The 23,135-nt window shown below is 67.4% G+C and carries 27 protein-coding genes; 20 read left to right on the plus strand and 7 right to left on the minus strand.

The genetic code is table 11. From position 1 onward, the window contains the following. The first annotated feature begins 240 nt into the window (after positions 1-240). The 5 genes from rmuC (at position 241) to V7672_RS09170 (ending at position 3,834) form a co-directional block, all read left to right on the plus strand. Positions 241-1,503 (plus strand): DNA recombination protein RmuC, encoded by a 1,263-nt coding sequence (gene rmuC, locus V7672_RS09150; RefSeq protein WP_335624285.1) that lies wholly within the window; start codon positions 241-243, stop codon positions 1,501-1,503. A gap of 90 nt (positions 1,504-1,593) precedes the next feature. Beyond that, on the plus strand, positions 1,594-2,034 hold the full coding sequence (locus V7672_RS09155) for a hypothetical protein (RefSeq protein ID WP_335624286.1): 441 nt from the start codon (positions 1,594-1,596) through the stop codon (positions 2,032-2,034). A 7-nt stretch (positions 2,035-2,041) separates the two neighbouring features. Further along, complete coding sequence (locus V7672_RS09160; RefSeq protein ID WP_209119112.1) at positions 2,042-2,233, plus strand: helix-turn-helix transcriptional regulator; 192 nt, start codon at positions 2,042-2,044, stop codon at positions 2,231-2,233. Positions 2,234-2,236: 3 nt separating this feature from the next. After that, on the plus strand, positions 2,237-2,818 hold the full coding sequence (locus V7672_RS09165; protein ID WP_335624287.1) for a hypothetical protein: 582 nt from the start codon (positions 2,237-2,239) through the stop codon (positions 2,816-2,818). 56 nt (positions 2,819-2,874) lie between these two features. Next, the gene (locus V7672_RS09170; RefSeq protein WP_335624288.1) at positions 2,875-3,834 is read left to right on the plus strand and encodes a TraB/GumN family protein; all 960 of its coding nucleotides are present in this window, start codon (positions 2,875-2,877) and stop codon (positions 3,832-3,834) included. Between the two features lie 61 nt (positions 3,835-3,895). Here V7672_RS09170 and V7672_RS09175 read toward each other — a convergent pair whose 3' ends face one another. The 3 genes from V7672_RS09175 to phyR form a co-directional block, all read right to left on the minus strand. Next, the gene (locus tag V7672_RS09175) at positions 3,896-4,321 is read right to left on the minus strand and encodes an acyl dehydratase (RefSeq protein WP_335624289.1); all 426 of its coding nucleotides are present in this window, start codon (positions 4,319-4,321) and stop codon (positions 3,896-3,898) included. Between the two features lie 30 nt (positions 4,322-4,351). Then, on the minus strand, positions 4,352-5,368 hold the full coding sequence (locus V7672_RS09180; RefSeq protein ID WP_335624290.1) for an NADP-dependent oxidoreductase: 1,017 nt from the start codon (positions 5,366-5,368) through the stop codon (positions 4,352-4,354). Between the two features lie 265 nt (positions 5,369-5,633). Next, positions 5,634-6,425 (minus strand): anti-anti sigma factor/receiver protein PhyR, encoded by a 792-nt coding sequence (gene phyR, locus V7672_RS09185; RefSeq protein ID WP_335624291.1) that lies wholly within the window; start codon positions 6,423-6,425, stop codon positions 5,634-5,636. A gap of 199 nt (positions 6,426-6,624) precedes the next feature. On the opposite strand from phyR, the gene nepR reads away from it, so the two are divergent. The 6 genes from nepR to V7672_RS09215 all read left to right on the plus strand — a co-directional run bounded on the left by nepR (position 6,625) and on the right by V7672_RS09215 (position 12,778). After that, positions 6,625-6,825: an anti-sigma T factor NepR gene (gene nepR, locus V7672_RS09190; RefSeq protein ID WP_335624292.1), complete on the plus strand. Its 201-nt coding sequence runs from the start codon at positions 6,625-6,627 to the stop codon at positions 6,823-6,825. Beyond that, a complete protein-coding gene (locus V7672_RS09195; protein ID WP_335624293.1) occupies positions 6,822-7,424 on the plus strand; it encodes a sigma-70 family RNA polymerase sigma factor in 603 nt (200 codons plus the stop codon). Before nepR ends, V7672_RS09195 begins: the two co-directional genes overlap by 4 nt. A 1-nt stretch (position 7,425) precedes the next feature. After that, entirely contained in the window at positions 7,426-9,156 is a 1,731-nt protein-coding gene (gene phyK / locus V7672_RS09200) for a sensor histidine kinase PhyK (protein WP_335624294.1), read from the plus strand. A gap of 92 nt (positions 9,157-9,248) precedes the next feature. Continuing rightward, positions 9,249-9,386 (plus strand): entericidin A/B family lipoprotein, encoded by a 138-nt coding sequence (locus V7672_RS09205; protein WP_209119128.1) that lies wholly within the window; start codon positions 9,249-9,251, stop codon positions 9,384-9,386. Positions 9,387-9,604: 218 nt separating this feature from the next. After that, positions 9,605-11,278: an MFS transporter gene (locus tag V7672_RS09210; RefSeq protein ID WP_335624295.1), complete on the plus strand. Its 1,674-nt coding sequence runs from the start codon at positions 9,605-9,607 to the stop codon at positions 11,276-11,278. A gap of 45 nt (positions 11,279-11,323) precedes the next feature. Further along, positions 11,324-12,778: an NAD-dependent succinate-semialdehyde dehydrogenase gene (locus V7672_RS09215; protein WP_335624296.1), complete on the plus strand. Its 1,455-nt coding sequence runs from the start codon at positions 11,324-11,326 to the stop codon at positions 12,776-12,778. 1 nt (position 12,779) lies between these two features. Here the strand turns inward: V7672_RS09215 and V7672_RS09220 are convergent, their stop codons facing one another. After that, positions 12,780-13,250 carry a hypothetical protein gene (locus V7672_RS09220; protein WP_335624297.1) on the minus strand — a complete coding sequence of 157 codons (471 nt, stop codon included), beginning with the start codon at positions 13,248-13,250 and terminating at the stop codon, positions 12,780-12,782. A gap of 61 nt (positions 13,251-13,311) precedes the next feature. Further along, positions 13,312-13,635, minus strand: a complete 324-nt coding sequence (locus tag V7672_RS09225; RefSeq protein ID WP_335624298.1) for an ArsR/SmtB family transcription factor — start codon at positions 13,633-13,635, stop codon at positions 13,312-13,314. A gap of 50 nt (positions 13,636-13,685) precedes the next feature. Here V7672_RS09225 and V7672_RS09230 point away from each other — a divergent pair, with 50 nt between their 5' ends. Then, the gene (locus tag V7672_RS09230; RefSeq protein ID WP_335624299.1) at positions 13,686-14,147 is read left to right on the plus strand and encodes an SRPBCC family protein; all 462 of its coding nucleotides are present in this window, start codon (positions 13,686-13,688) and stop codon (positions 14,145-14,147) included. A gap of 4 nt (positions 14,148-14,151) precedes the next feature. On the opposite strand, the gene V7672_RS09235 is transcribed toward V7672_RS09230, so the two are convergent. Continuing rightward, entirely contained in the window at positions 14,152-14,628 is a 477-nt protein-coding gene (locus V7672_RS09235; RefSeq protein ID WP_286693319.1) for an Lrp/AsnC family transcriptional regulator, read from the minus strand. A 138-nt stretch (positions 14,629-14,766) separates the two neighbouring features. Between V7672_RS09235 and ald the strand changes: the two genes are divergently transcribed. Further along, positions 14,767-15,882 carry an alanine dehydrogenase gene (gene ald / locus V7672_RS09240; protein ID WP_335624300.1) on the plus strand — a complete coding sequence of 372 codons (1,116 nt, stop codon included), beginning with the start codon at positions 14,767-14,769 and terminating at the stop codon, positions 15,880-15,882. Positions 15,883-15,886: 4 nt separating this feature from the next. Here the strand turns inward: ald and V7672_RS09245 are convergent, their stop codons facing one another. Further along, on the minus strand, positions 15,887-16,555 hold the full coding sequence (locus V7672_RS09245; protein ID WP_335624301.1) for a hypothetical protein: 669 nt from the start codon (positions 16,553-16,555) through the stop codon (positions 15,887-15,889). A gap of 100 nt (positions 16,556-16,655) precedes the next feature. Between V7672_RS09245 and obgE the strand changes: the two genes are divergently transcribed. From obgE to V7672_RS09280, 7 genes are all read left to right on the plus strand, one after another. Beyond that, positions 16,656-17,714 (plus strand): GTPase ObgE, encoded by a 1,059-nt coding sequence (gene obgE / locus V7672_RS09250; protein ID WP_335624302.1) that lies wholly within the window; start codon positions 16,656-16,658, stop codon positions 17,712-17,714. Further along, positions 17,711-18,859, plus strand: coding sequence for a glutamate 5-kinase (proB, locus tag V7672_RS09255; RefSeq protein WP_335624303.1), 1,149 nt, complete (start codon positions 17,711-17,713; stop codon positions 18,857-18,859). Before obgE ends, proB begins: the two co-directional genes overlap by 4 nt. A 78-nt stretch (positions 18,860-18,937) precedes the next feature. Continuing rightward, complete coding sequence (locus tag V7672_RS09260) at positions 18,938-20,239, plus strand: glutamate-5-semialdehyde dehydrogenase (RefSeq protein ID WP_335624304.1); 1,302 nt, start codon at positions 18,938-18,940, stop codon at positions 20,237-20,239. A gap of 50 nt (positions 20,240-20,289) precedes the next feature. After that, positions 20,290-20,994: a nicotinate-nucleotide adenylyltransferase gene (locus V7672_RS09265; protein ID WP_442889179.1), complete on the plus strand. Its 705-nt coding sequence runs from the start codon at positions 20,290-20,292 to the stop codon at positions 20,992-20,994. Between the two features lie 58 nt (positions 20,995-21,052). Then, positions 21,053-21,499 carry a ribosome silencing factor gene (gene rsfS, locus V7672_RS09270; RefSeq protein ID WP_335624416.1) on the plus strand — a complete coding sequence of 149 codons (447 nt, stop codon included), beginning with the start codon at positions 21,053-21,055 and terminating at the stop codon, positions 21,497-21,499. Positions 21,500-21,525: 26 nt separating this feature from the next. Continuing rightward, positions 21,526-21,990, plus strand: a complete 465-nt coding sequence (gene rlmH / locus V7672_RS09275; protein WP_335624305.1) for a 23S rRNA (pseudouridine(1915)-N(3))-methyltransferase RlmH — start codon at positions 21,526-21,528, stop codon at positions 21,988-21,990. Positions 21,991-21,995: 5 nt separating this feature from the next. Further along, the gene (locus V7672_RS09280; RefSeq protein ID WP_335624306.1) at positions 21,996-23,066 is read left to right on the plus strand and encodes a murein hydrolase activator EnvC family protein; all 1,071 of its coding nucleotides are present in this window, start codon (positions 21,996-21,998) and stop codon (positions 23,064-23,066) included. The last annotated feature ends 69 nt before the right edge of the window (positions 23,067-23,135 follow it).

A 23,135-nucleotide genomic window follows, 5' to 3' on the forward strand; every position in this document is an offset into this window, starting at 1 on the left:
ACCTGCGTAGGGGAAACGGATGTCCGCAGAGTCGCCCCCTCCGTCACGCCGCTTTGCGGCGCGCCACCTCCCCCATGAGGGGGAGGAGATGAAAGAGGCGCCCCCGCCGATACCCGCACCCCCTCGCCGTGCCCTCCGTGGTTTTTCTTCGCTGTGTTCGCTGTGATGAACCTTGGACCGTCGGCTCCATCACGCCCCACGTGCCTTTCCCCCCTTCCTGACTCAGGCTAGGAACGGAGCATGAACGCTTACCTCATTGCCTTCGTCGCCGCTTCGGTGGTCGCCGTCATCGCCCTGGCCTGGGCCCTGATGGAGCGTCGGCGAGCCTCTGCCGCCGAAACCCGGAACTGGGAGCTGCGCGAACGGCATGCCGAGACCGAGGCGCGCATGCGGCTGTTCGAGGATCAGGCGGCGGCCAATGCCGAATATCTGCGCGCCCAGGCCGCCCAATCGGCCGGGGCCGTGGCCGAGGAGCTGCTGAAGCGCACCGACGAGACCTTCCGCAACCGCGAGCTGCTGGCCCGCGAGCGGATGGAGGCCCAGCTGAAGCCGGTGGCCGACACCCTGGCCAAATTCCAGGAGCATGTGACGGCGCTGGAGAAGACGCGGTCGGAGGAGACCGGCGGGCTGAAGGAACAGCTGGCGGCGCTGATGACGGCGTCGTCGGCCACGCGGGATGAGGCGCGCAAGCTGACCGAGGCCCTGCGCGGCAACACCGGACGGCGCGGGCGCTGGGGCGAGCAGACCTGTCGCAATGTGCTGGAGGCCGCCGGCATGGCCGGCCGGTTCGATTTCGAGGAGCAGACCTCGAATGCCGACGAGGCGGGCCGCCAGCAGCGGCCGGATTTTGTCGTGCGCCTGCCCGGCGGCGGGATGTTCGTGATCGACGCCAAGGTGCCGCTGGCCTTTGCCGATCAGGGCGAGGGCGATGAGGAACAGCGCCAGCAGGCCGCCTCGCTGCGGACCGCCGCCAGTATGAAGACCCATATGCGCCAGCTGGCCTCCAAGGCCTATCAGGACCAGTTCCAGCCCAGCCCCGACTTCGTCGCCATGTTCGTGCCGGGCGATGCCTTTCTGGCCGCGGCGCTGGATCATGAGCCCGAGCTGATGACCCAGGCCATGGCCTCGCGCGTGGTCATCGTCACGCCCACCACTCTGTTCGCCCTGTGCAAGGCGGTCGCCTATGGCTGGCGCGCCGAGGAGCAGACCAAGAACGCCGAGGACGTCGCCCGGCTGGGCAAGGAGCTGTACAAGCGACTGTCGGTCATGGGCGGGCACGCGGCCTCGGTCGGCAAGGCGCTGGACGCCGCGGTCGGGCGCTACAACCAGTTCGTCGGCTCGCTGGAAAGCCAGGTCATGGTGTCGGCCCGGCGGTTCGAGGATCTGCACGTCGACCATGAGGGCAAGGAGCTGCCGGACCTTGCGCCGGTCGAGGCCTCGCCCCGCGCCCTGAGCCGTCCGGAACTGCTGAAAGCCCCGGACTCCGGCGTTTCACAGGGCTAAGACAAGGCTTGCAGACTTTTTGACAAGGTCGCTTGACATGACAGCGCACTGATGTAAAACACCCTTGTCAGATCGATGAGGGGTTTCCGCATGAACGACCAACCAATCCGAAAACGCCGCCGCCTGGGCTACCTCGGCATGCTGGGGGTCTGCGCCCTTCTGGGGCTGGTTGTCGGATTCGCCTCCGCGCTGATCGACGCCTTCGGCGGAGCGGCCACGGAGCTTCTGCAGACCGGCATGTTGATCGCGAGTATGGCGGTCGTCTTCTGGATTTGCGTGGTCTGGTGGCGCGGGGCGGACGAGGCGGTGCGCGAGGCCCACAAATGGGCGTGGTACTGGGGCGGATCGGCCGGCATTGTGGTGATCATCGTTGTCCTCGGTCTCGGCACATGGGACGTGATCGACCTCGTGCCTGCGGACTATTCGGGGGACCCCTCGGATCTGGTTCTGACCGGCGCAGGCCTGACGCTGGGCGTCCAGATGACCGGCTATCTGATCGCCTGGGCCGCCTGGTGGCTCCGGCACCGGTGATCGCATCATGAACAATCGTCTCAAGGTACTGCGCGCCGAGCGCAACTGGAGCCAGGCCGAGCTGGCCGACCGGCTGGGGGTCTCCCGCCAGACCGTCAATGCGCTGGAAACCGGCCGTTACGACCCCTCGCTGCCGCTGGCCTTCAAGATCGCCCGCGTCTTTGAACAACCCATTGAATCCATCTTTCTGGAGGACTGAGCCATGATCTCCGAAGAGCGCACTCTCCATCCCGCCCTGAAGATCGGCGGACTGGTGTTGCTGGCCCTGATCGGGGCCGCCGTGGGCGCGACGACCGCCCGCTTCATCGACGCCTCGGCCCTGCCCGCCGACGACGCCCTGAACCTGTTCGTCGGGGTGGTGCTGATCGGCATGGGCGTCGTGATGGGGGGCATTATGGCCCTGCGTCCCGCCAATGTGCCCAAGGGCTGCGGCATGCTGCAGATTCTGGTGATGGCGCTGGCCGGCGTCATGCTGGTGATCCCGATCTACGGTCCCAACTGGGTCTCCGCCGAGGTGGCCATGGCCATCGTGCTGGGCCTGCTGGCCATCCAGACCGTCGCCAATGTGATGATGTTCCGCCAGGCCGACGAAATGCTGCGCCGGGTGATGGTCGAGACGGGCTCGCTGGCCTTCTGGACCCTGCAACTGGCCCTGTTCGTCTACGCCGCCTCCGAGCGACTGGGTCTTGTCGAGGGCATCACCGCCTGGGGCATGATCGGCATCATGATGGCCGTCTACATGGTCGCCTCGGCCGTCGCCGGCGCCCGGCGTGGACTGAAATAGCCCTTCTCTTCAACCCGCTTTTTTGACTTCCCCTCCGATCATGAAAGGATCGACCTATGACCATGCTTGATACCCTGAAGACCTCGACCCTCGCCTTTGGCCGCCGCCTGATGGGCACGGCCGCCGCTGCCGCCCTCGGCCTTGGCCTCGGCCTCGCCGTCATCGCCGGTGCACCCGCTCCGGTCATGGCCCAGGACGCCGCGGCCGAGACGAGCAAGCCCGCCCTGTGGGTGCTGCGCGACGCGGACTCGACCATCTATCTGTTCGGCACTGTCCACATCCTGCGGCCCGAAACCGCCTGGCATTCCGATACGGTGGACGAGGCCTTTGCCAGCGCGGACCGTGTCGTTTTCGAGATCACCAATCCGGACGACCAGGCCGCCGCCATACCGCTGATCCAGCGCTACGGCATCGATGTGGAGACCCCCTTGTCCAGCCGCCTGACGGCCCAGGAGCAGGCCAAACTGAACACCGCTGCGGGCGATATGGGCATGACCGGCGCCATGCTGGAGCCGATGCGCCCCTGGCTGGCGGGCCTGACGCTGTCGATGGCCCCGCTGGCCAAGGCCGGCTACGACCCGCAATCCGGTGTGGAACTGGTGCTGCGTGCCCGCGCCCTCGAAGCCGGCAAGCCGGTCGATGGCCTTGAGACCATGGAAGAGCAGATCCAGATGCTGGCGGGCATGTCCGAGGAGGGCCAGATGGGCTTCCTGCGCTCGGTCCTGGAAGACTATGAAAACGCGACGGTTGAGCTGGACCGCCTCGTCGCGGCCTGGGCCGCCGGCGATGTGGAGGCCCTCGAGGAAATCGGCGTGACCCCCCTGCGCGAGGAGAGCGAGCCGTTCTACCAGACCCTGCTGGTCAAGCGGAACGCCAACTGGGCGGGCCAGATCGACACCATGATGGACGGTGAAGGCGTGATCTTCATCGCCGTCGGCTCGGCCCACCTGGCCGGTGACGACAGCGTCCAGGTCCTGCTGGAGCAGCGCGGCTTTACGGTCGAACGCGTCCAGTAGTCCTGATGCGGCTGCGATAAACGAGCGCCCGATCCGGTCTTCCGGGTCGGGCGTTTTCGTATCAGGCGCGGCGTGTGAACAGGGCGCGGGTCAGGCAGGAAAAGACCAGCCGCCCGCCTTCGTCCAGCAGGTCATGCTGGGCGATGACAATGCCCTTGTCGTCGCCGACCGGGTCCTTGCCCATGACGGTCATTCGCCCACGCAGCAACTCACCCGCCGGCGGGTCACGCATATAGCGCAGCCCGTCGACGGCCAGCACCTTGGTCTGGGCCCAGTGGCTGGACTTCTCGGTGAACAGCCGCGTCCACAGGGCATAGACCATGGCCGGCGGCGCCCCCGCCTCGACCGGCCAGCGGGGCGCGAAGGTGGTGGCGAAACCGGTCAGGGCCTCTGCGTCCACCGTGCAGGCGCCCAGCGGTATGACCTGCCCGACCGACAGGTCCTCGAAACAGACCCGGAAGGGATCGGACGCCTCGGCTTCGTTCATCAGGGACCCTGCCTTTTCTGACGCCGGGAGCTACGGCTCTTCGGAGACGCGCACCAGCAGTTTGCCGTCATGGTCGCCGGTGAACAAGCGGTTGAGCGACTGGACCGCGCCTTCCAGTCCGTGATCGACATGGACCTTCCACTTCACCCGGCCGTCGGCCAGCCACGGTCCGACCTCGGCCACCATCTCACGCGCGCGCGGGGCATAGTCGAGCACGAGGAAGCCCCGCACCTCCAGCCGGTGGGTGATGATCCGCGAGAAGTTGGGCGAGGGCGGCATCCGGGTGGCGTTATAGGCCGAGATCAGACCACACACGGCCATGCGGGCGTGGGTGTTCAGCCGGTTCCAGACGGCAATCATGATGTCGCCGCCCACGTTCTCGAAATTCAGGTCGATGCCGTCGGGGGCGAGGCGGTCCAGAGCCTCGCCGACGTCCTCGTTCTTGTAGTCGATGGCCGCATCAAACCCGAGCTCCTCGGTCAGCCAGCGGCCCTTGTCGGCGCCCCCGGCGATGCCGATCACGCGGGCGCCCTTCTGTTTGGCGATCTGGCCGGCGATCGAGCCCACGGCCCCGGCGGCGGCCGAAATCACCATGGTCTGGCCCGGCTCGGGCCGCAGGACATCCGTCACGCCGGCCCAGGCGGTCAGCCCGGTCATGCCCAGCACCGACAGATTGGCCGTCAGCGGAAGGCCCGGGAAGCGGTGGACGGGCCGAAGCTGGCTGTCCGGCACAATGGCATAGTCGGCCCAGCCGCCCGACATGGGCATGACCAGATCGCCTTCCTTGAAGCGGTCCGAGCGGGTCGCCTCAACCACGCCCAGAGTCAGGCCGCGCATGATATCGCCCAGGCCGACGGGCGGCAGATAACCCTCGGAGTCGTTCATCCAGGTGCGATTGGTCGGATCCAGCGACAGATAGATGGTGCGGACCAGAACCTCGCCCTCACCCGGCTCGGCGACCGGGCTTTCGACCAGTTCAAGGTCACCGTCCTGGATCAGACCCTGGGGCCGGCGGCGAAGTACCCATTGGCGATTGGTGCGCGTCATGATCGACCTCCTGATGTCTCTCTATGCGTTTTCTTTATGAACCGACATCATGGCCGAGGGGCCCGGCTTGTCGAGGGGCAAGGCCGCAATCAGGCACAAAAAATGAAGGCGGACCGGTGAGGGTCCGCCTTCAAGGGTATCATCGAGATGAGGCGCGGAGGCAGCAGACCGGAGTGAACCGGTCATTGTCGGGGGGGCGTCGCTGCCTCCGCATATCCAGAATGCGGAGCGAAGACCCCGGTTCCCGTGCCGGGTGAAAAATTCGTCAGGCGATCTCGCGGCGCCCCGGATGGAAGAACAGCGCCTGGCTGATGGCGGCCTTCACGGTTTCGGGCTGGAACGGCTTGGTGATCAGGAAGGTCGGCTCGGGCCGCTCGCCGGTCAGCAGGCGCTCGGGGAAGGCCGTGATGAAGATCACCGGCACGTCGATGGCCTTGAGGATATCCTTGACCGCATCAATGCCGGACGATCCGTCCGCCAGCTGGATATCGGCCAGCACCAGACCCGGCTTGTGCCGCGAGACGGCATCGACAGCTTCGTCGTGGGTGGTGGCCGTGGCCGTGACGCGATGGCCGAGGTCCTTGACCAGATTTTCGATGTCGGCCGAAATGATGGCCTCGTCCTCAATGATCAGCACATCCGTGGCCAGCTCGGCATCGATGTCGGACTGGGCTTCACTGATCAGGGATTCGACCGAGGGCACATCCGAGCCGAGAATTTGCGCAGTCTCCGAAGGCGTGAAGCCCTCCAGCGCGGTCAGCAGGAAGGCCTGGCGTGAGCGGGGCGAGATGCGCATCAGCCGGCGGGAGGCCTCGTCGCCGTTGTCGGAGCCGGGGCGACCCTCGAGCTGCGCGCCTGTCGAGGCCCAGATGGTGTGGAATACGTGATAGAGCGCCACCCGCGGCGTCATCTCCTGCGACAGCTGTTGCTCGCCCGCGGCGAGGGCCTCCAGCGCAACGCGTACATAGTTGTCCCCGGTTGTCTGGTCGCCGGTCAGGGCGCGGGCGTAACGGCGAACATACGGAAGGTGGGGGGCCAACCTGGCGAGCAGACTCATGGAGCTATCATTCCCGACTAATGATTCTGCGGCCGGGAAAGACCGGTCCGCAGGGTGGTGACAAGCAGGCAGAACGTCGCTTAACAGCCAAGGTTCCACCGCGCGCCGCAGTCCATCAGGAAAATCCTGAAAAGGAAGGGAACCCTACGGCAAAGGTGACGTTAATGACGACCGGCATTCAAGGGGCACACAGCCGTTCATGACTGAAAAATCCAAACCCGGCCAGCCAATCGAGGACCTCGGGTCCGAAGATCTGGAAGAGGCACGGCTTCGCCAGCAGGCCATCGGGGTCAAGCTGAGGCACATTTTCGACGAGGTGGTCAACGAACCGGTCCCCGACGAATTCCTCGACATCCTGCGCCGCGCGGACAGCCGCGCGTCAGGCCAAGGTGGCGAATGAGTAGTGCTGCCCCCAAGCCCCCCTCGACCGATGACAAGGCGTTCAAGACCGAGCTGGTCGCGCTGATTCCGCATCTGCGCGCCTTTGCCCGGACGCTGACCGGCGATGCCACGGCGGCCGACGACCTGGCCCAGGACGCCATGGTCAAGGCGTGGGATGCGCGCGCCAGCTTCCAGATGGGTACCAATATGAAGGCCTGGACCTTCATGATCCTGCGCAACCAGTTCTATTCCGACAAACGCCGGTCCTGGCGCCAGTCGCAACTGGATCAGGAAGCGGCCGAGCGCACCCTGGTCGCCGTCGACAATCCCGAGGCCCCGGTCGCGCTGGATGAACTCCGACTGGCGCTGGCCTCCCTGCCCGAGGAGCAGCGCGAGGCGCTGATCCTCGTCGGCGCGGGGGGCTTTGCCTATGAAGAAGCGGCCGCTATCTGCGACTGCGCCGTCGGTACGGTCAAAAGCCGCGTCAGCCGCGCCCGCAAGGCCCTGCTCGCTGTTCTGGAGAGCGGCGGTTACGACCGCGATGGCAAGTCCGCAGGCGACGCCATGGCCTCGATCCTCGGGGCTGCGGATCGTCTGAGCGGCGGCTACAGCACCTAGGATGGGACGGCTGGGCCGCGCGCTTGGCCGTCACCTGGGCCGTTCCTTCGGGCGCCCGGGCGGGCGTGGCCTGAAACGTGCCAAGTTCCAGGGAATCCGGTTCCGTCTGGGCATGGCCATGGCCCTGGCCCTGGCGCCCTTTCTGGTGCTTATCGCCCTGCAGGTCGATGCGGACTTCCGCGAACAGGCCGAGGAGCGCCGCGTCGATCTTCAGCTCGCCGCCGAGCGCAGTTCGATGGCCGCCCGCACCCGCCTTGAGGGGGCCTCCACCCTTTTGCAGGCCCTCCGCTTTGAGGGCAGCTCGCCCTTCTGTGAGGAACGGCTTGGTGCGCTTCTGGAGCGGCTGGACGGCTATTCAACCATCGTGCGCTACACAGCGACCGGTCAGGTGGTCTGCAGCGCGGGGGAATTGCGGGGCGTGGACGTCACGGAACGCGCCTGGTTCATGCGCCTGCGCGCCGGCAGCGACTGGGTTGTGTCGCGGGCCCAGCGTGACTTTCCCGCCTTGGTGACGGGCCTGCGGATCGAACGCCCGATGGGACGCTTCGACGGGGCCATGGCGGCTGTCATTCCGCTCGAATCCCTCCAGCCCGATACGCGCGACCCTGCCCTGCCGGAAGGGTCAGAGGCGGCGCTGGTAGACGGGGAAGGCCAGATTCTGGTGGCCACCGATCCGGCGGCCTTCGACATGGAGCCGGGGGGCACGCTGGCCGCGTGGTTTCAGGAGATGCGGGCCGGCGACGACCGCGTGCTTGAGGCCCGCGACAGTGAGGGCGAGCGCCGGGCCTATGCGGGCTCAGCCATGTCAGGTCAGGATGTCTATGTACTGCTGGCCGCGCCCTCGCCCGGTCTGCTGTCCTGGGCGCGCCTGAATCCGATCGGGTCGATCCTGCTGCCGCTCGCCGCCTGGATGACGGCCTTTGTCGCCGTGATCCTTGTCACCGAGCGCGTGGTGGTCCGCTGGCTGGACTATCTGGAGCGTATCGCCGCCCTCTATGCCCGGGGCCGTTTCACGGTTCGCCCCGTTCAGGCCGTCAATGCCCCGACCGAAATCCGGGTGCTGGCCGAGACGCTGGACGGACTGGCCGAGGCGGTCTCGATTCGCGACCAGTCCCTCCTGGACAGTCTGGCGGAAAAAGACGTGCTGATGCGCGAGATCCACCACCGGGTGAAGAACAACCTTCAGATCATTTCCTCCCTGCTCAGCCTGCAGCAGCGGGCGCTGAGCGACGATGCGGCCAAGATGGCGCTGGGCGATACGCGCCAGCGGATTTCGGCGCTCGCCCTGATCTATCGCACCCTCTACCAGAGCGACGACATCCGCCACGCCGATGCAGCGGTCTTCCTGCACGACCTGGTCGGTCAGCTGGTCGCCAGCGAGGCCGGACGCGGGCCCGCCGTCAGCAGTCGCGTCGAGGCCGACAGTCTGGTCATGGACCCTGACAAGCTGGCGCCCATGGCGCTGTGGCTGGTCGAGGCCATCTCGAACGCGCTCAAGCATGCGCTGGCGGACAAGGGCGGCACCCTGATCGTCCGGTTTACGGTCGAAGGCGAGACGAGCGTGCTGGAGGTCGAGGACGACGGCCCCGGTCTGTCGGAAACCGATCCGGTCGGGGTCGGGCGTACCCTGATGACCGCCTTTGCCAAACAGCTGCGCGGCACGACCGAGGTGCTGGCCGCGTCTCCCCGGGGTAGCCGCGTCCGGATGACCTTCCTCACGCCGCGCGCCTGACGCTCCCACGTCGGGAACCCGCGCGACCGTGCGGAGTTATTGAGGTCGTAACCGCCCGCGCCCTGCGGCGCCCCGAACAAAGGACCAATTCCATGCGCAAGATTTTCATTCTGGTCGCCGCCGCTGCCGCCCTGACCACCGCCGCCTGCAACACCATCGCCGGTGCCGGTCGTGACACCCAGGCCGTCGGCGGTGCCGTCGAAGAAGCGGCTGAAGACGCCGCCAACTAAACCACTCAGAACAGCCACGCCGCGTAGAGCCCTCACGGGCTTGGCGTGAAGGTCGGACCCCACCGGTATCCCCCCCACCGGTGGGGTCTGGCACATCCGGACCCTGAATGCCCGGCGCAGGACTGTGTCGGGCATTCTTGCGTCTGGCCACAACCCCATTAAGCATGACCGCAGGGGAGGGCCTCGCCAGAAGGCCCCGGACATCAGGGGAGGACGGCATGGGGGCCGACCAGACAAGGATCGACGCACAGGCGGACAGCGGCCCGGGCCTCCGGACCGTGGTAACGGCGTCCGCCGCAGGCACCGCTTTCGAGTGGTACGACTTCTTCATCTTCGCCTCGCTGACGGCGGTGATCGCCAGTAAATTCTATGCGAATGTGGGCGAGGCGACGGCCTATATCCTGACCCTGCTGCTGTTCGGGGTCGGCTTTGTCGTCCGGCCGCTGGGCGCACTGGTGTTCGGCTGGTTTGGTGACCGGACCGGCCGCAAGACCACCTTCCTCGTCACCATCACCCTGATGGGGGTGGCGACCGTCTCCATCGGCCTGCTGCCCACCTATGACCAGATCGGCATCGCCGCGCCGCTTCTGCTCCTGGTGCTGCGTATCGCCCAGGGGTTTGCGCTGGGGGGTGAGTATGGCGGGGCCGCCATCTTCGTTGCCGAACATGCCCCGAACGAGAAGCGCGGCTATCTGACCGGCTGGATCCAGACGACGGCGGCCTTCGGCCTGATCGGCGCCCTGGGCGTCATCATCCTGACCCGCATGATTGTCGGGGTTGAGGCCTTCAACGACTGGGGCTGGCGGATCCCGTTCCTGTTGTCCTTCTTCCTGCTGGTGATCTCGCTGTGGATCCGGCTGAAGCTGAACGAAAGCCCGGCCTTCAAGCGGATGGAGGCCGAGGGCGGCGCGCGGCGTGCCCCCTATCGTGAGGCGTTCGGCACCTGGAAGAACGGCAAATTCGTCCTGCTGGCCCTGTTCGGCATCATGATCGCCCAGGGCGCGGTCTGGTACTGCGGCTATTTCTACAGCCGCTTCTTCATGGAGCGGGTGCTGAAGGTCGAGGTCGGCACGGTCGATCAGATCCTGCTGATCATCACCCTGGCCTCGGCCTTCCTCTATGTCTTCTTCGGCTGGCTGTCGGACCGCATCGGCAGGAAGCCCGTCATGCTGTTCGGCATGATCCTGGCGCTGATCGCCTTCTTTCCCGGCTTCCATGCCCTGACGCGGGCTGCCAATCCGGCGCTGGCCGAGGCCCAGGCCTCTGCCCCGGTGACGGTTGTGGCGGATCGCAGCGAGTGCGCCATCCAGTTCGACCCCGTCGGCAAGGCGGCCTTTGCCAGTTCCTGCGATCTGGCCAAGTCGGTGCTGTCCAATGCGGGGGTCAGCTATGAGAATGAGGCGGCTCCGGCCGGCACGCTGGCGCAGGTGCGGATCGGCGATGTGGTCATCCCGTCGGTCGAGGGACGCGGTCTGGAGGGCGAAGCGTTGGCGGCAGCCCGGGCGGATGTCGAGACGCGGGTCAAGGCCGCCCTGGTCGAGGCCGGCTATCCGTCGAAGGCCGATCCGGCGCGGATCAACATGCCGCTGGTGATCGGCATCCTGATGGTCTTCATCGTCGCGGCGACGGCCCTTTATGGTCCGCAGGCCGCCGCCCTGGTCGAGCTATTCCCGACGCGGGTGCGCTATACGGCGATGAGCCTGCCCTACCATATCGGTACGGGCTGGATCGGGGGCCTGTTGCCGGCGGCCAGTTTCGCCCTGGTGGCCTGGTCAGGGAATATCTATTTCGGTCTGTGGTATTCGGTGGTCTTCACCCTGATTGCCGTGATCGTCAGCCTGATCTGGTTGCCCGAGACGAAGGGCCGTGATCTGGATACCATCGGCGACTGACGCGTTTTTCCGCGCATCTCCTCCCCCCGACTGAAAGGCCCTTCCATGTCCCATTCCGCCCGTGACGCCGGTCTGAAACTGCTGCGCGAGCACGCCTTCATCGACGGCAAGGCGGTGACGGGCAGCGGAGCGACGATCGCGGTCGATGATCCCGCGACCGGCGACATCCTCGGGACCGTGCCCGATCTGGGCGAGGCCGAGACGCAGCAGGCGATCGACGCGGCCGACCGTGCCTTTGACGCCTGGTCCGGCAAACGCCCGGACGAGCGCGCGGCCTTCCTGCGCGAGTGGGCCCGCCTGATCGACGAGAATGCCGAGGGGCTCGCAGGGCTGATGGCACTGGAAAACGGCAAGCCGCTGGAGGAGGCGAAGGGCGAGGTCGCCTATGCCAACGGCTTTCTGAAATGGTTCGCGGGTGAGGCCGAGCGCATGCTGGGCGAGACCCAGGACAGCCCTCTGGGCCATGTCATCCTGACCTTCCGCAAGGCCGTGGGCCCCTGCGCCCTCATCACCCCGTGGAATTTCCCGGCCGCCATGCTGACGCGCAAGCTGGGCCCCGCCTTTGCCGCGGGCTGCACCGCCGTGGTCAAGCCGGCCAGCCAGACGCCCTTTACCGCCATCGCGCTCGTCGAACTGGCGCATCAGGCGGGCCTGCCCAAAGGGGTGCTCAATCTGGTGACGGGCGATGCGGCGACCATCGGCGGCGTGCTGACGGCCTCGCCGGTGATCCGCAAGCTCAGCTTCACCGGCTCGACGCCCGTGGGCCGCAAGCTGGCCGAACAGTGCGCGCCGACGCTCAAGCGGGTGTCGATGGAGTTGGGTGGCGCCGCGCCTCTGATCGTGTTCGCCGACGCGGATCTCGACCAGGCCGTGGCCGAGACCATCAAGGGCAAGTTCCGAAATTCGGGCCAGACCTGCGTCTGTCCGAACCGCATCTATGTCGAACGGTCGGTGGCGCGGGACTATGCCGACAAGCTGGCGGCCGAGGTGTCAAAGCTCAAGGTCGGCAATGCCTTCGATGACGGGGTCAAGGTCGGTCCCCTGATCGAGGACAAGGGCATCGACAAGGTCGAGGAGCATGTCCGCAAGGTGAAGGCGGCGGGCGGCGAAGTGCTGACCGGCGGCGCCCGTCACGATCTGGGCGGGCGGTTCTTTACGCCGACCGTGACCTTCGGCGGCGACGACGCCCTGTTCCGCGAGGAAGAGACCTTTGGCCCGCTGGTGCCCGTGTTTGCCTTCGACAGCGAGGACGAGGTGCTGGACAAGGCCAATGACAGCGATCTGGGGCTGGCCTCCTATCTGTTTACGCGCGACCTCGATCGGGCCATCCGCATCGGCCGGCGGATCGAGGCGGGCATGTGCGGCATCAACACCGGCCTGATGTCGACCCCGGTCGCCCCGTTCGGCGGCGTCAAACAGTCCGGCTATGGCCGCGAGGGCTCGACCCACGGCATCGACGACTATCTGGACATCAAGACCCTGACGCTGAAGCTGGGCTAGGTTAGACCGCCCACGCCGACTCACAGTCTTCCGGCGGCGGGGTGCGCAGCCGGATCAGAGTAGTTCTCACGGCACGGCGACCGCGCCGGTACAGGACGCGGATTGGCACCCGTACGCCGAAGCTTTGGACACGGGCCTTGATGGCCTTGAAGCGGGCATTGGCCGCCATCAGGCTGACGGCCACGAGAAGCTCGACATAGGCCAGCACGTCCCCCGCGATCAGCACCGCCAGCTCCAGTCCGACCAGCTGGAAGATCAGCGCAGCGCCGAGGGTGATGAGGCCCGCCCGAAGCACGCCACCGGACACCGCCCAGTGCGCCGTCTCGATAACCCGGTCATGTATCGGGCGATGCACCGCCGCCACCAGGGCTGTCAGCCCGATGAACAGGCCGAGGCCCGATCCCGCCAACGCCGCCGGTGCCGCGATCAGGGCCAGGGTCAACCAGGCCCCTGCGGGGTGCCGAACAGGCATGGGCGTCTCTCCAGTGGTCGAGACGTTTGAGATAGGAAGGCGGGACGGGGCCGCCAGTACCTCAGGGTTCGAGATCGTCCTTCACCTCGGCCAGAAACCCGACGGCCCGGCGGGCATAGTCGCCGATCCAGCGGTCGTGCACCGCCTTGATCGGCAGGGGGTTGAGGTGGTTCCACCGCTCCCGCCCGCGACGTTCCACCATCACCAGATCGGCGGCCTCCAGAACTTTCAGATGCTGCATCACGGTGCAGCGGTCGAGCGGCGCCAGCGCCTCGCACAGCGCCCCTGTGGTCAGCGGCGCGTCCTTGAGCCGGTCCAGCAACTGCCGCCGCGTACCCGACGCCAGCGCCCGAAACACCCGGTCCTGATTCGACTCGCTTGACATGTTATAATATTATAACATTAATGCGATCAGGCAAGGCATGGGAGGATGTCATGGAGCTGAAGTTCAGGGTGTCTGCGCGCATCGCGCGCCCGGTAGAGGAGGTGTTCGAGGCGGTGGCCGATCCGGCGCGACTGTCGAAATATTTCACCACCGGCGGGGCGGTCGGGCGGCTGGAGACCGGCAAGACGGTCCAGTGGGACTTCGCCGACTTTCCCGGCGCCTTTCCGGTCCAGGTGGTCGAGGTCGAGACCAACCGCCGCATCGTCATCCGCTGGGGGGCGAACGACAAGTCGCCCCCGGACGGTCAGCCCTATGAAACCACGACGGTCTTCACCTTCTCCCCGCTGGAGGACGGTCGTACCCTGGTGACGGTCGAGGAGAGCGGCTGGCCCGAGACGGAGACCGGCGTGAAGGCCGCTTTCGGCAACTGTCAGGGCTGGAGCCAGATGCTGGACGCGCTCAAGGCCTGGGTCGAGCACGGCATCAATCTGCGCGAGGGCATGTACGTCTGAGCGGTTACACCGGCAGCGCGCCGCGCTTGACCACGGTGCGCATGGCGACGCTGGACGAGACGCGGGTGACGCCGGGGATGCGGGTCAACTCGTGCGAATGGACCCGTTCCAGATCGTCGACGTCGCGCACCACCAGCCGCAGCAGATAGTCCGACCCGCCGGTCATCAGATAGCATTCGACCACCTCGGGCACGGTGGCCACGGCCGTCTCGAAGGCGGTCAGGGCGCTTTCGGCCTGGGATGACAGGGTGACGGTGACGAACACACTGATCGGCAGCCCCACGGCACGCTCATTGATGATGGCGGCGTAGCGACTGATGACGCCCTCGGTCTCGAGCGCCCGCAGACGCCTGAGGCAGGCGCTCTCGGACAGGTTCACCGTCCGGGCCAGATCGGCGTTCGAGATGCGACCGTTCTCCTGCAGGGCGCGCAACATCTTGCGATCGATGGCATCGAGGGTGACAGCAGAAACGGTCTTCATGGGGGCTCTCAGCGCAATGTTCTGCGACTTTACGCCGTTCACTCAGCAAAATGAACAGGAACCTGCGCCGCCGCCCCCGCTAGATTGCGCGCCGAACCGGGTCCGCACGGGCCCGTCCGCCATACAGAGGAAACGGTCATGCGCGTCGGTGTCCCCCAGGAAATCAAGAAGAACGAACACCGTATCGGCCTGACGCCGACGGCCGTGCGCGAATATGTGGCCCATGGTCATACGGTGCTGGTCCAGACCGGCGCGGGCGACGGCGCGGGCTTCACCGATGCCGAATACAAGCTGGCGGGCGCGAAGATCGCTCCCGACGCCAAAACCGTCTTTGCCGACAGCGACATGATCGTGAAGGTCAAGGAGCCCCAGAAGGTCGAGTGGGAGATGCTGCGCGAGGACCAGATCCTCTACACCTATCTGCACCTGGCGCCCGATCCCGAGCAGACCAAGGGCCTGCTGGCCTCCAAGTGCGCGGCCATCGCCTATGAGACGGTGACTGATCGCAACGGCGGCCTGCCGCTGCTGGCGCCGATGTCGGAAGTCGCCGGCCGGATCGCCGTCTTCTCGGCCGCAGAGACCCTGCTGAAGCACAACGGCGGCATGGGCCTGCTGTTCTGCGGCGTGCCCGGTGTGGCCCCGGCCCGCGTGGCGGTGCTGGGCGGCGGCGTGGTCGGCTTCAACTCGGCCCGCATGGCGCTGGGTCTCGGCGCCGAGGTCGTGGTGCTGGAACGCTCCATCCCCCGCATGCGCGAAATCGATGAACTGACCGACGGTCGGGTCATCACCCGCTATTCCTCGATCAACGCCATCGAGGAAGAAATCGTCAAGGCCGATGTGGTGATCGGCGCGGTTCTGGTGCACGGGGCCGCAGCGCCCAAGCTGGTCAAGCGCGAGCACCTGAAGCAGATGAAGAACGGCTCTGTGCTGGTCGACGTGGCCATCGACCAGGGCGGCTGTTTCGAAACCTCGCGCGCCACCACCCACGAAGATCCCACCTATGAGATCGACGGCGTGGTCCACTATTGCGTGGCCAACATGCCGGGTGCCGCCCCGCGCACGTCTTCGGAAGCCCTGAACAATGCCACCCTGCCGTTCGGCCTGGCGCTGGCCGACCACGGGCTGGACGCGCTGAAGAAGGACCCGCACCTGGCGCGCGGCCTGAATGTCATGGGTGGCCAGATCACCTATCCCGCCGTGGCCGAGGCCATGGGCATGGAATGGTCCGACCCCTACGGCGTCTGGGGCAAGTAGGGCTCTAGACGCGGATCGAGACGGCGGGGCCGGATGCGGCCCTGTCGATCTCGCGCTCAAGGTCGGCCTGATCGCGATCGGCGGCCTTCCAGTCCTCTTCCGTCGGCGGGTTGAGCGCGGTGATGGCCTCGCCCCGAATGTCCTGACGGGCCTTCTTCAGGCCCGCGACAATCCGTTTGACCTCTTCGAAGAAGCCATGGTCGGCCATGGCGTCTTCCTCGCGCAGGCCGAGGTGCTTGAGCTGCGCGTCCATGCTCGTGGTGTCGATGCCGGCCTCCGCGGCGGCATCCCGCGCCTCCAGGGCGTCAGCGGCCTGTTTGCGGATCAGGGCGAGGTCGCCGGTCGAGACGTTGCGCCCGCCCGCCTCGGCATAGGCCTTGACCGCCCCCTTCATTTCCCGCGCCAGCTCGGCCGCCAGTTTCAGGGCCGTCTTCGGGTCGATCTTCGCCATCAGCTTGAGCGCGTCCATGCGCGCCTTGGCCCGCTCCAGCCGCTTCCAGGCCAGATCCCGGGCCTGCGCCTTGCCCGAGTTCGCCTTGATTTCGGGGGGCTTTTCCACCGTATCGGCCGCCCTGGTCGCGCCAGGCGACGACGGGGAGGCTTCAGGCCCGGCACGGGCAAGCCGCAGGGCCGGGGAGGGGGCTTCGGGCAGTCGGAAGGCGGTCGAGATCATTCTGATCCCCTGTGTCGGACGGGCGGAGACTGGCAGCGACCGCTTTCAATCCGCTTAAAGACGCCTGTAATTTGCCGCCCTCATGGGCCATAAGCCGGGCATGAAGTTCCTCGACCAGGCCAAGATCTATATTCGCGCAGGCAACGGCGGGGCGGGCTCCGTCTCGTTCCGGCGCGAGAAATTCATTCCGAACGGCGGCCCCGACGGCGGTGACGGCGGTCGCGGCGGCGACGTCTGGATCGAGGCCGTCGAGGGGCTGAACACCCTGATCGACTATCGCTACCAGCAGCATTTCAAGGCGCAGACCGGCCATCACGGCCAGGGCCGCCAGATGCACGGCGGCAAGGGCGAGGATGTGGTGCTCAAGGTTCCGGTCGGCACCCAGGTGCTGGACGAGGACAAGGAGACGGTCCTGCTTGACATGGACACCGTCGGCATGCGCGAGCGGCTGCTGCGCGGCGGCAACGGCGGCTGGGGCAATGTGCATTTCAAGGGGCCGGTCAATCAGGCCCCGCGCCACGCCAATCCGGGCCAGGAGGGCGGCGAACGCTGGATCTGGCTGCGGCTGAAACTTATCGCCGACATCGGTCTGGCGGGCCTGCCCAACGCCGGAAAGTCGACCTTCCTGGCGGCGGCCTCTGCCGCCCGGCCCAAGATCGCCGACTATCCCTTCACCACCCTGACCCCCAATCTGGGGGTGGTCGACCTCAGCCCCAGCGAGCGGTTCGTCATCGCTGACATCCCCGGACTGATCGAGGGGGCCAGCGAGGGCGCGGGTCTGGGCACGCGGTTCCTCGGCCATGTCGAGCGCTCCGCCAGCCTGATCCATCTGATCGACGGCACCCAGGACGATGTGGTCGGCGCCTATCACACCATCCGCCGAGAGCTGGACGCCTATGGCGAGGGGCTGGAGGACAAGGTCGAACTGGTGGCGCTGAACAAGATCGACGCCCTCTCGCCCGAGCTGCGCGCGGAGAAAACAGCAGAGCTTGCAACCGTTCTTGGCAAAGAGCCGTTCCTTGTGTCAGGCGTGTCCGGAGAGGGCGTGCCCGAACTGCTGCGTGCGGCCTGGGCAGAGGTCCGCCGGACGCGCGGTGAGATCGAGATCGAGGACGACGGCGCCTATGCGCCCCCCACGACGGAGGATTGGACACCTTGACCAAGAAACGGCCTCTCCAGGCCGCGACGACCATTGCCGCAGCGGACCGTATCGTTCTGAAGATCGGCTCGGCCCTGCTGGTAGACCGCAAGACCAATACGGTGGACATGGAGCGCCTCAAGGGGCTGGCCGCCGACATCGCCGACTGGAAGGAAGAGGGCAAGCAGGTGCTGGTCGTCTCGTCCGGGGCGGTGGCGCTGGGGCGTCGGCGATTGGGCTCTCGCGCGCGCGGCGGGGGGCTGGAGAAAAAGCAGGCTTCGGCCGCTGCCGGTCAGTCCATGCTGATGCACGCCTGGGAGTCGGTGTTCGACCCCTATGACATCGTCACGGCCCAGATCCTTCTGACCCGCGACGACACCGAGGTGCGCCGCCGCTGGCTGAATGCGCGTGCCACCGTCGGGGCCCTGCTGGACATGGGCGCGGTGCCGATCGTCAACGAGAATGACACCATCGTCACCGACCAGATTCGCTATGGCGACAACGACCGGCTGGCCGCCCGGGTGGCCCAGCTGATCAGCGCCGACCTGCTGATCCTGCTGTCCGACGTGGACGGGGTCTATACGGCTGACCCGCGACAGAACCCGGATGCCGAGCACATCCCCTTCATCCAGGAACTGACGCCCGAGATCGAGGCCATGGCCACCGGCGCCAATGCGGCGGCGGGCGTGGGCACGGGCGGCATGGCGACCAAGCTGATGGCGGCCCGCATCGCCGGCGAAGCCGGTTGCGCGACCATGATTGCGGCGGGACGGGCCAAGAAACGCGGCGCCCAGACGATCGAGGAGGGGCGCAAATGCACCCTGATCGCGCCCTCGACCACCGTCCGCGCAGCCTACAAGCAGTGGATCGGCGGCTCCCTGGCCGTGCGCGGACAGGTCGTCATCGACTCCGGCTGCCTGAAGGCGCTGGGCCGGGGCAAGTCCCTGCTGGCCGCCGGTGTCGTGACCGCCAACGGCAGTTTCGAAAAGGGCGATCCGGTCGAGGTGCTGGACGAGACCGGGGCCGAGGTGGCCCGGGGTCTGGTCCGCTACGACGCCGCCGATGTGCTGACCATCGCGGGCCTGCGCTCGCCCCAGATCAAGGCGGCGCTTGGCTACGCCGGCGGGCCGGTGGTGATCCACGCCGACGACCTCGCCCTGCGCTGACACAGACCTTCATTGAGCCCGAATACCCCCGTCGGGGGTTGAAACAGACGGAGACGGCCCGACCTTAGAGGAATGACCATGACCCAGACTGCGGAGATCGCACCCGACCGCCCGACCGAAGCCACCCTTGAAGCCGACATGCTGGCTCTGGGCCAAAAGGCCCGCGCTGCTGCCCGCGACCTGGGCCTGGCCTCAGCCGAGACGCGCACGCGCGCCATCGCCGGCATGGCCAAGGCCCTGAAGGCCCGCTCTGCCAAGGTGCTGGAGGCCAATGCCGCCGACCTCGAGGCTGCCAAGGCCAAGGGTATGGCCTCGGCCATGACGGACCGACTGGCGCTCGACGAAAATCGGCTGGACGGCGTCATTGCGGCGCTCGAAAAGATCGCCGCCATCCCTGATCCGGTCGGCGTGGAAACCGCCCGCTGGACGCCGGACAACGGTCTGGACATCGCCCGGGTGCGCACGCCCATCGGGGTGCTGGCCATCATCTATGAAAGCCGCCCCAATGTGACCGCCGATGCCGCAGCGCTGGCGGTCCGGGCCGGCAATGCCGTCATTCTTCGCGGCGGCTCGGAATGCCTGCGCTCGAATCTGGCCATCCACGGCGCCCTTGCCGAAGGTCTGGAGCAGGCGGGCCTCAGCCCCGATTGCGTGCAGATCGTCACCACGCGCGACCGCGCTGCGGTCGGCCATATCCTGCAGGGGCTGAACGGCTCCATCGACCTGCTGATCCCGCGCGGCGGGCGCTCGCTGGTCGAGCGGGTCCAGACCGAGGCGCGTGTCGCCGTGCTGGGCCATCTGGAAGGCGTCAATCACGTCTATGTCGATGCCAGCGCCGATCCCGACATGGCTCGCGACATTGCGGTCAATGCCAAGATGCGCCGGGTGTCGGTCTGCGGCGCGGCCGAGACCCTGCTGGTCGACAAGGCCGGGGCCGAACGGCTGCTGCCCGGTATCGCGGAGGCGCTCAAGGCCGCCGGCTGCGAACTGCGGGCCGATCCCGCGGCCCGCAAGCTGATGCCGGACGCGACCGAAGCGACCGAGGCCGACTGGCCCACCGAGTATCTGGCGGCCATCCTGTCGGTGAAGCTGGTCGACGGCGTCGATGGCGCGCTGGACCACATCGCCCGCTATGGATCGGGCCACACCGAGGCGATCGTGGCGTCGGACGAGGCCGTTCTGGAGCGCTTCCTCGCACAGGCCGACGCCGGCATCGTCCTGGCCAATGCCTCGACCCAGTATGCGGACGGCGGCGAATTCGGCTTTGGCGGCGAGATCGGCATTTCCACCGACCGCCTTCATGCCCGCGGGCCGGTGGGCGCCGAACAGCTGACCAGCTTCAAATACGTCGTGCGCGGCAAGGGCCACGCCCGCCCCTGACGGCTCGGCATTAAATCGAGACAAGCGGGGACGGGGGTGTTAGGGCACGCGTGAGCATAAGCCCTGCCGAGACCCCGTCCTTGCGCTTTTTCCATGCCGGTCCTGCCCCCCGGACCGCCGGGCCCCGTCCCGGCGGACTGAACGACGGGCTGCTGCTGTATCCCGGCATGCGGGTCGGCCTGTTCGGCGGCTCCTTCAATCCGGCCCATGACGGCCACGCCCATGTGGCCGAGACCGCATTGCGCCGCCTGGGTCTGGACCGGGTTGTCTGGCTGGTCTCGCCCCAGAACCCGCTGAAATCCGATGCTGAAACCGCCCCGCTTGCCGAGCGCATGGCCTCGGCCCGGGAGTGGGCCGACCGGGCTGACGGCGCGCGCCACATGGTCATTTCCGACTTCGAGTCCCGCGTCGGCACGACCCGCACCATCGACACCCTGAGGGCCCTGACCGCCCGCTATCCGGGCGTGAAGTTCGTCTGGCTGATGGGGTCCGACAATCTGGCAAGCTTCCACCGCTGGCGCGGCTGGACGGACCTGCTGTCGCTGATGCCGATGGCGGTCGTGGCGCGTCCGGGCAGCCTGCTGGAAAGCCGCTCGGCGCCCGCCGCCCTGCGCTATCGCCAGTATCGTATCCAGGCGCATGAGGCCCATACACTGGCGGATCGACAGGCCCCGGCCTGGGTCTATCTGACGGCGCCGCTCAACCGGACCTCCTCGACCGCCCTGCGCGCCGAGGCCGCCTCCACGCGACAGTGACCGCCGGGCGGGGATGTGCTAGGCTGCTGCCTGACCTTTTGTCGACTGGAGTATTCCGCTGACCCCCTCGCCCGCGCACGATGCGCACGCTGACGACACCCCCCACGTCGATTCCGACGGCCCGGACAGTGCTGACGCCCGATCCGCCGAGCTTCCGACCGGAAGCACCCCTCTCGAAATCGCCCTTCTGGCCAAGCTGGATGAGGACAAGGCGCAGGACATCGTCCTGATCGACCTCAAGGGCAAAAGCCCGATGTCCGACACCATGATCGTGGCCTCGGGCCGCTCGCACCGCCACGTCAGTGCTCTGGCCGACCACCTGCTGCGCACGCTCAAGGAAAACGGCTTCGGCAAGGCCAAGGTCGAGGGTCTGCCCCATTGTGACTGGGTGCTGATCGACGCCGGTGACGTGATCGTCCATCTGTTCCGGCCCGAGGTGCGGACCTTCTACAACATCGAGAAGATCTGGGCCGTGGACGCGGCGCACCGGACCGCCCGCAACTAGGTTTTGCCTGACGGGGGACCCGCTTCGTGAAGCTGTCGATCGTTGCCATCGGCAGGGCCGGACGGGGGCCCGAGGCGGACCTTGCCAGCGACTATGCCCTGCGCGCCGGTCGCACCGGTCGCGGCATCGGCCTGGGCCCGTGCGAGCTGATTGACGTCGAGACCAAAAAGCCCGGCCCCGGCCCCGAGGGCGTAGCCCTTTTGGCTGCCACCACCGGCGCGCGCCTGATCGCCTGTGACGAGCGCGGCAAGACCTTTTCCTCGCGCGCCTTTGCCGATCTGATCCGCGATATCCGGGACGGGGGCGAACGACATCTGGCCTTTGTCATCGGGGGTGCCGACGGGCTGGACGAGATAGTCCGCGACGCCGCCTCGCTCACGCTCGCCTTCGGCCCCCAGACCTGGCCCCATGCCCTGGCCCGCGCCATGCTGGCCGAGCAGATCTATCGCGCCACCACCCTGCTGGCGGGCACGCCCTATCACCGGGACTGAGGCGGATGCGGCGGACCCTGCTGATGGTGGCCTTGATGTTCGGCATGGTCGGGCCCGTCTCCGGCCAGTCTGCCACCCGGCCCGATCCCGAGGCGGTCGCGCAGACCCAGGCTCAGTATCGCGACGCCGTAATCCGCGCCCGCCGGATCGAGACCGACGTCGCCGCGCTGGATCGCCGGATCGCCTCCACCGAGGCCAGTCTGGAACGTCAGCCCGCTGCCGGTGACGAGACCGTCGTGCTGCAACGCCGGCAGCTGGATGCCGCGGGGCGTCTGGAGGCCCGCGCTCTCGAGGAGCTGGCCCTCGCCAAGGGGCCGCTGACGCGGGTGCTGGGGGCCTTGCAGACCCTGACCCGGCATCCGCCTCCGCCGCTGGTGGTTCCGACGCAGGAGGCGATCGATACCGTCCGTGCCGCCGTGTTGATGAAGGCGCTGGTCGAGCCCCTGACCGATCAGGTCGACCGTGCCGACCGCCGCCGCGCCGCCGTCGTCGCCGAGCGTCGCGCCATCGCGCTGCGAAGTGAACGGCTGTTCGTCAGCGAGAGCCAGACCGGCGACCGACAGGCGACCCTGCAGTCGCGGCTGGTCTCGGACCGCGCCCGCCGCGCCACCCTGCGGGCCGAGGCGCAGCGTGCCCGCCGCGAGGTGGCGGCGCTCGAATCCCGGCTGCGCGCCGCCGGGGCGGCTGTGCCGGATGTTCCCGTCAGCCAGACCCCTGCGCTCCGGCTGCCCAATGGACGCGATACCCTTCTGGCTCCGGTCGAGGGGCCGCCCTCGGCCCGGTTCGGCAAGGGCTCGACCGGCTGGCAGTGGCGCGCGCCGGGCCAGGCGGTGGTCGCGCCGCTCGAGGCCGAGGTCATCCATGCGGGGCCGCTGGACGGCTGGGGGCAGGTGGTGATCCTGGATGCCGGACCCGGCTGGCGGGTTGTTCTGTCGGGGCTGGCCGCGCGCGATATCGCCACCGGCGACAGGGTTCAGGCCGGTCAGCGGCTGGGCCTTGGCCATGACAGCTTGCCGGTCATGCTGGAGCTGAGACGCGAAGAACTGGCTGTCGACCCGTCACCATGGCTGGACTGAACGCCGCTGCCCGGGTGAAGCTGACACAGAATTTATATCGTAGCTGGGGTTTCGCCTCGATTTGGTCCT

The sequence above is a fragment of the Brevundimonas sp. genome (assembly GCF_036963785.1).
Taxonomy (GTDB): Bacteria; Pseudomonadota; Alphaproteobacteria; order Caulobacterales; family Caulobacteraceae; genus Brevundimonas.

Coding starts and splice junctions, on each gene's coding strand:
- rmuC (WP_335624285.1), top strand. CDS start 241: ATGAACGCTTACCTCATTGCCTTCGTCGCCGCTTCGGTGGTCGCCGTC.
- V7672_RS09155 (WP_335624286.1), top strand. CDS start 1,594: ATGAACGACCAACCAATCCGAAAACGCCGCCGCCTGGGCTACCTCGGC.
- V7672_RS09160 (WP_209119112.1), top strand. CDS start 2,042: ATGAACAATCGTCTCAAGGTACTGCGCGCCGAGCGCAACTGGAGCCAG.
- V7672_RS09165 (WP_335624287.1), top strand. CDS start 2,237: ATGATCTCCGAAGAGCGCACTCTCCATCCCGCCCTGAAGATCGGCGGA.
- V7672_RS09170 (WP_335624288.1), top strand. CDS start 2,875: ATGACCATGCTTGATACCCTGAAGACCTCGACCCTCGCCTTTGGCCGC.
- V7672_RS09175 (WP_335624289.1), bottom strand. CDS start 4,321: ATGAACGAAGCCGAGGCGTCCGATCCCTTCCGGGTCTGTTTCGAGGAC.
- V7672_RS09180 (WP_335624290.1), bottom strand. CDS start 5,368: ATGACGCGCACCAATCGCCAATGGGTACTTCGCCGCCGGCCCCAGGGT.
- phyR (WP_335624291.1), bottom strand. CDS start 6,425: ATGAGTCTGCTCGCCAGGTTGGCCCCCCACCTTCCGTATGTTCGCCGT.
- nepR (WP_335624292.1), top strand. CDS start 6,625: ATGACTGAAAAATCCAAACCCGGCCAGCCAATCGAGGACCTCGGGTCC.
- V7672_RS09195 (WP_335624293.1), top strand. CDS start 6,822: ATGAGTAGTGCTGCCCCCAAGCCCCCCTCGACCGATGACAAGGCGTTC.
- phyK (WP_335624294.1), top strand. CDS start 7,426: ATGGGACGGCTGGGCCGCGCGCTTGGCCGTCACCTGGGCCGTTCCTTC.
- V7672_RS09205 (WP_209119128.1), top strand. CDS start 9,249: ATGCGCAAGATTTTCATTCTGGTCGCCGCCGCTGCCGCCCTGACCACC.
- V7672_RS09210 (WP_335624295.1), top strand. CDS start 9,605: ATGGGGGCCGACCAGACAAGGATCGACGCACAGGCGGACAGCGGCCCG.
- V7672_RS09215 (WP_335624296.1), top strand. CDS start 11,324: ATGTCCCATTCCGCCCGTGACGCCGGTCTGAAACTGCTGCGCGAGCAC.
- V7672_RS09220 (WP_335624297.1), bottom strand. CDS start 13,250: ATGCCTGTTCGGCACCCCGCAGGGGCCTGGTTGACCCTGGCCCTGATC.
- V7672_RS09225 (WP_335624298.1), bottom strand. CDS start 13,635: ATGTCAAGCGAGTCGAATCAGGACCGGGTGTTTCGGGCGCTGGCGTCG.
- V7672_RS09230 (WP_335624299.1), top strand. CDS start 13,686: ATGGAGCTGAAGTTCAGGGTGTCTGCGCGCATCGCGCGCCCGGTAGAG.
- V7672_RS09235 (WP_286693319.1), bottom strand. CDS start 14,628: ATGAAGACCGTTTCTGCTGTCACCCTCGATGCCATCGATCGCAAGATG.
- ald (WP_335624300.1), top strand. CDS start 14,767: ATGCGCGTCGGTGTCCCCCAGGAAATCAAGAAGAACGAACACCGTATC.
- V7672_RS09245 (WP_335624301.1), bottom strand. CDS start 16,555: ATGATCTCGACCGCCTTCCGACTGCCCGAAGCCCCCTCCCCGGCCCTG.
- obgE (WP_335624302.1), top strand. CDS start 16,656: ATGAAGTTCCTCGACCAGGCCAAGATCTATATTCGCGCAGGCAACGGC.
- V7672_RS09260 (WP_335624304.1), top strand. CDS start 18,938: ATGACCCAGACTGCGGAGATCGCACCCGACCGCCCGACCGAAGCCACC.
- V7672_RS09280 (WP_335624306.1), top strand. CDS start 21,996: ATGCGGCGGACCCTGCTGATGGTGGCCTTGATGTTCGGCATGGTCGGG.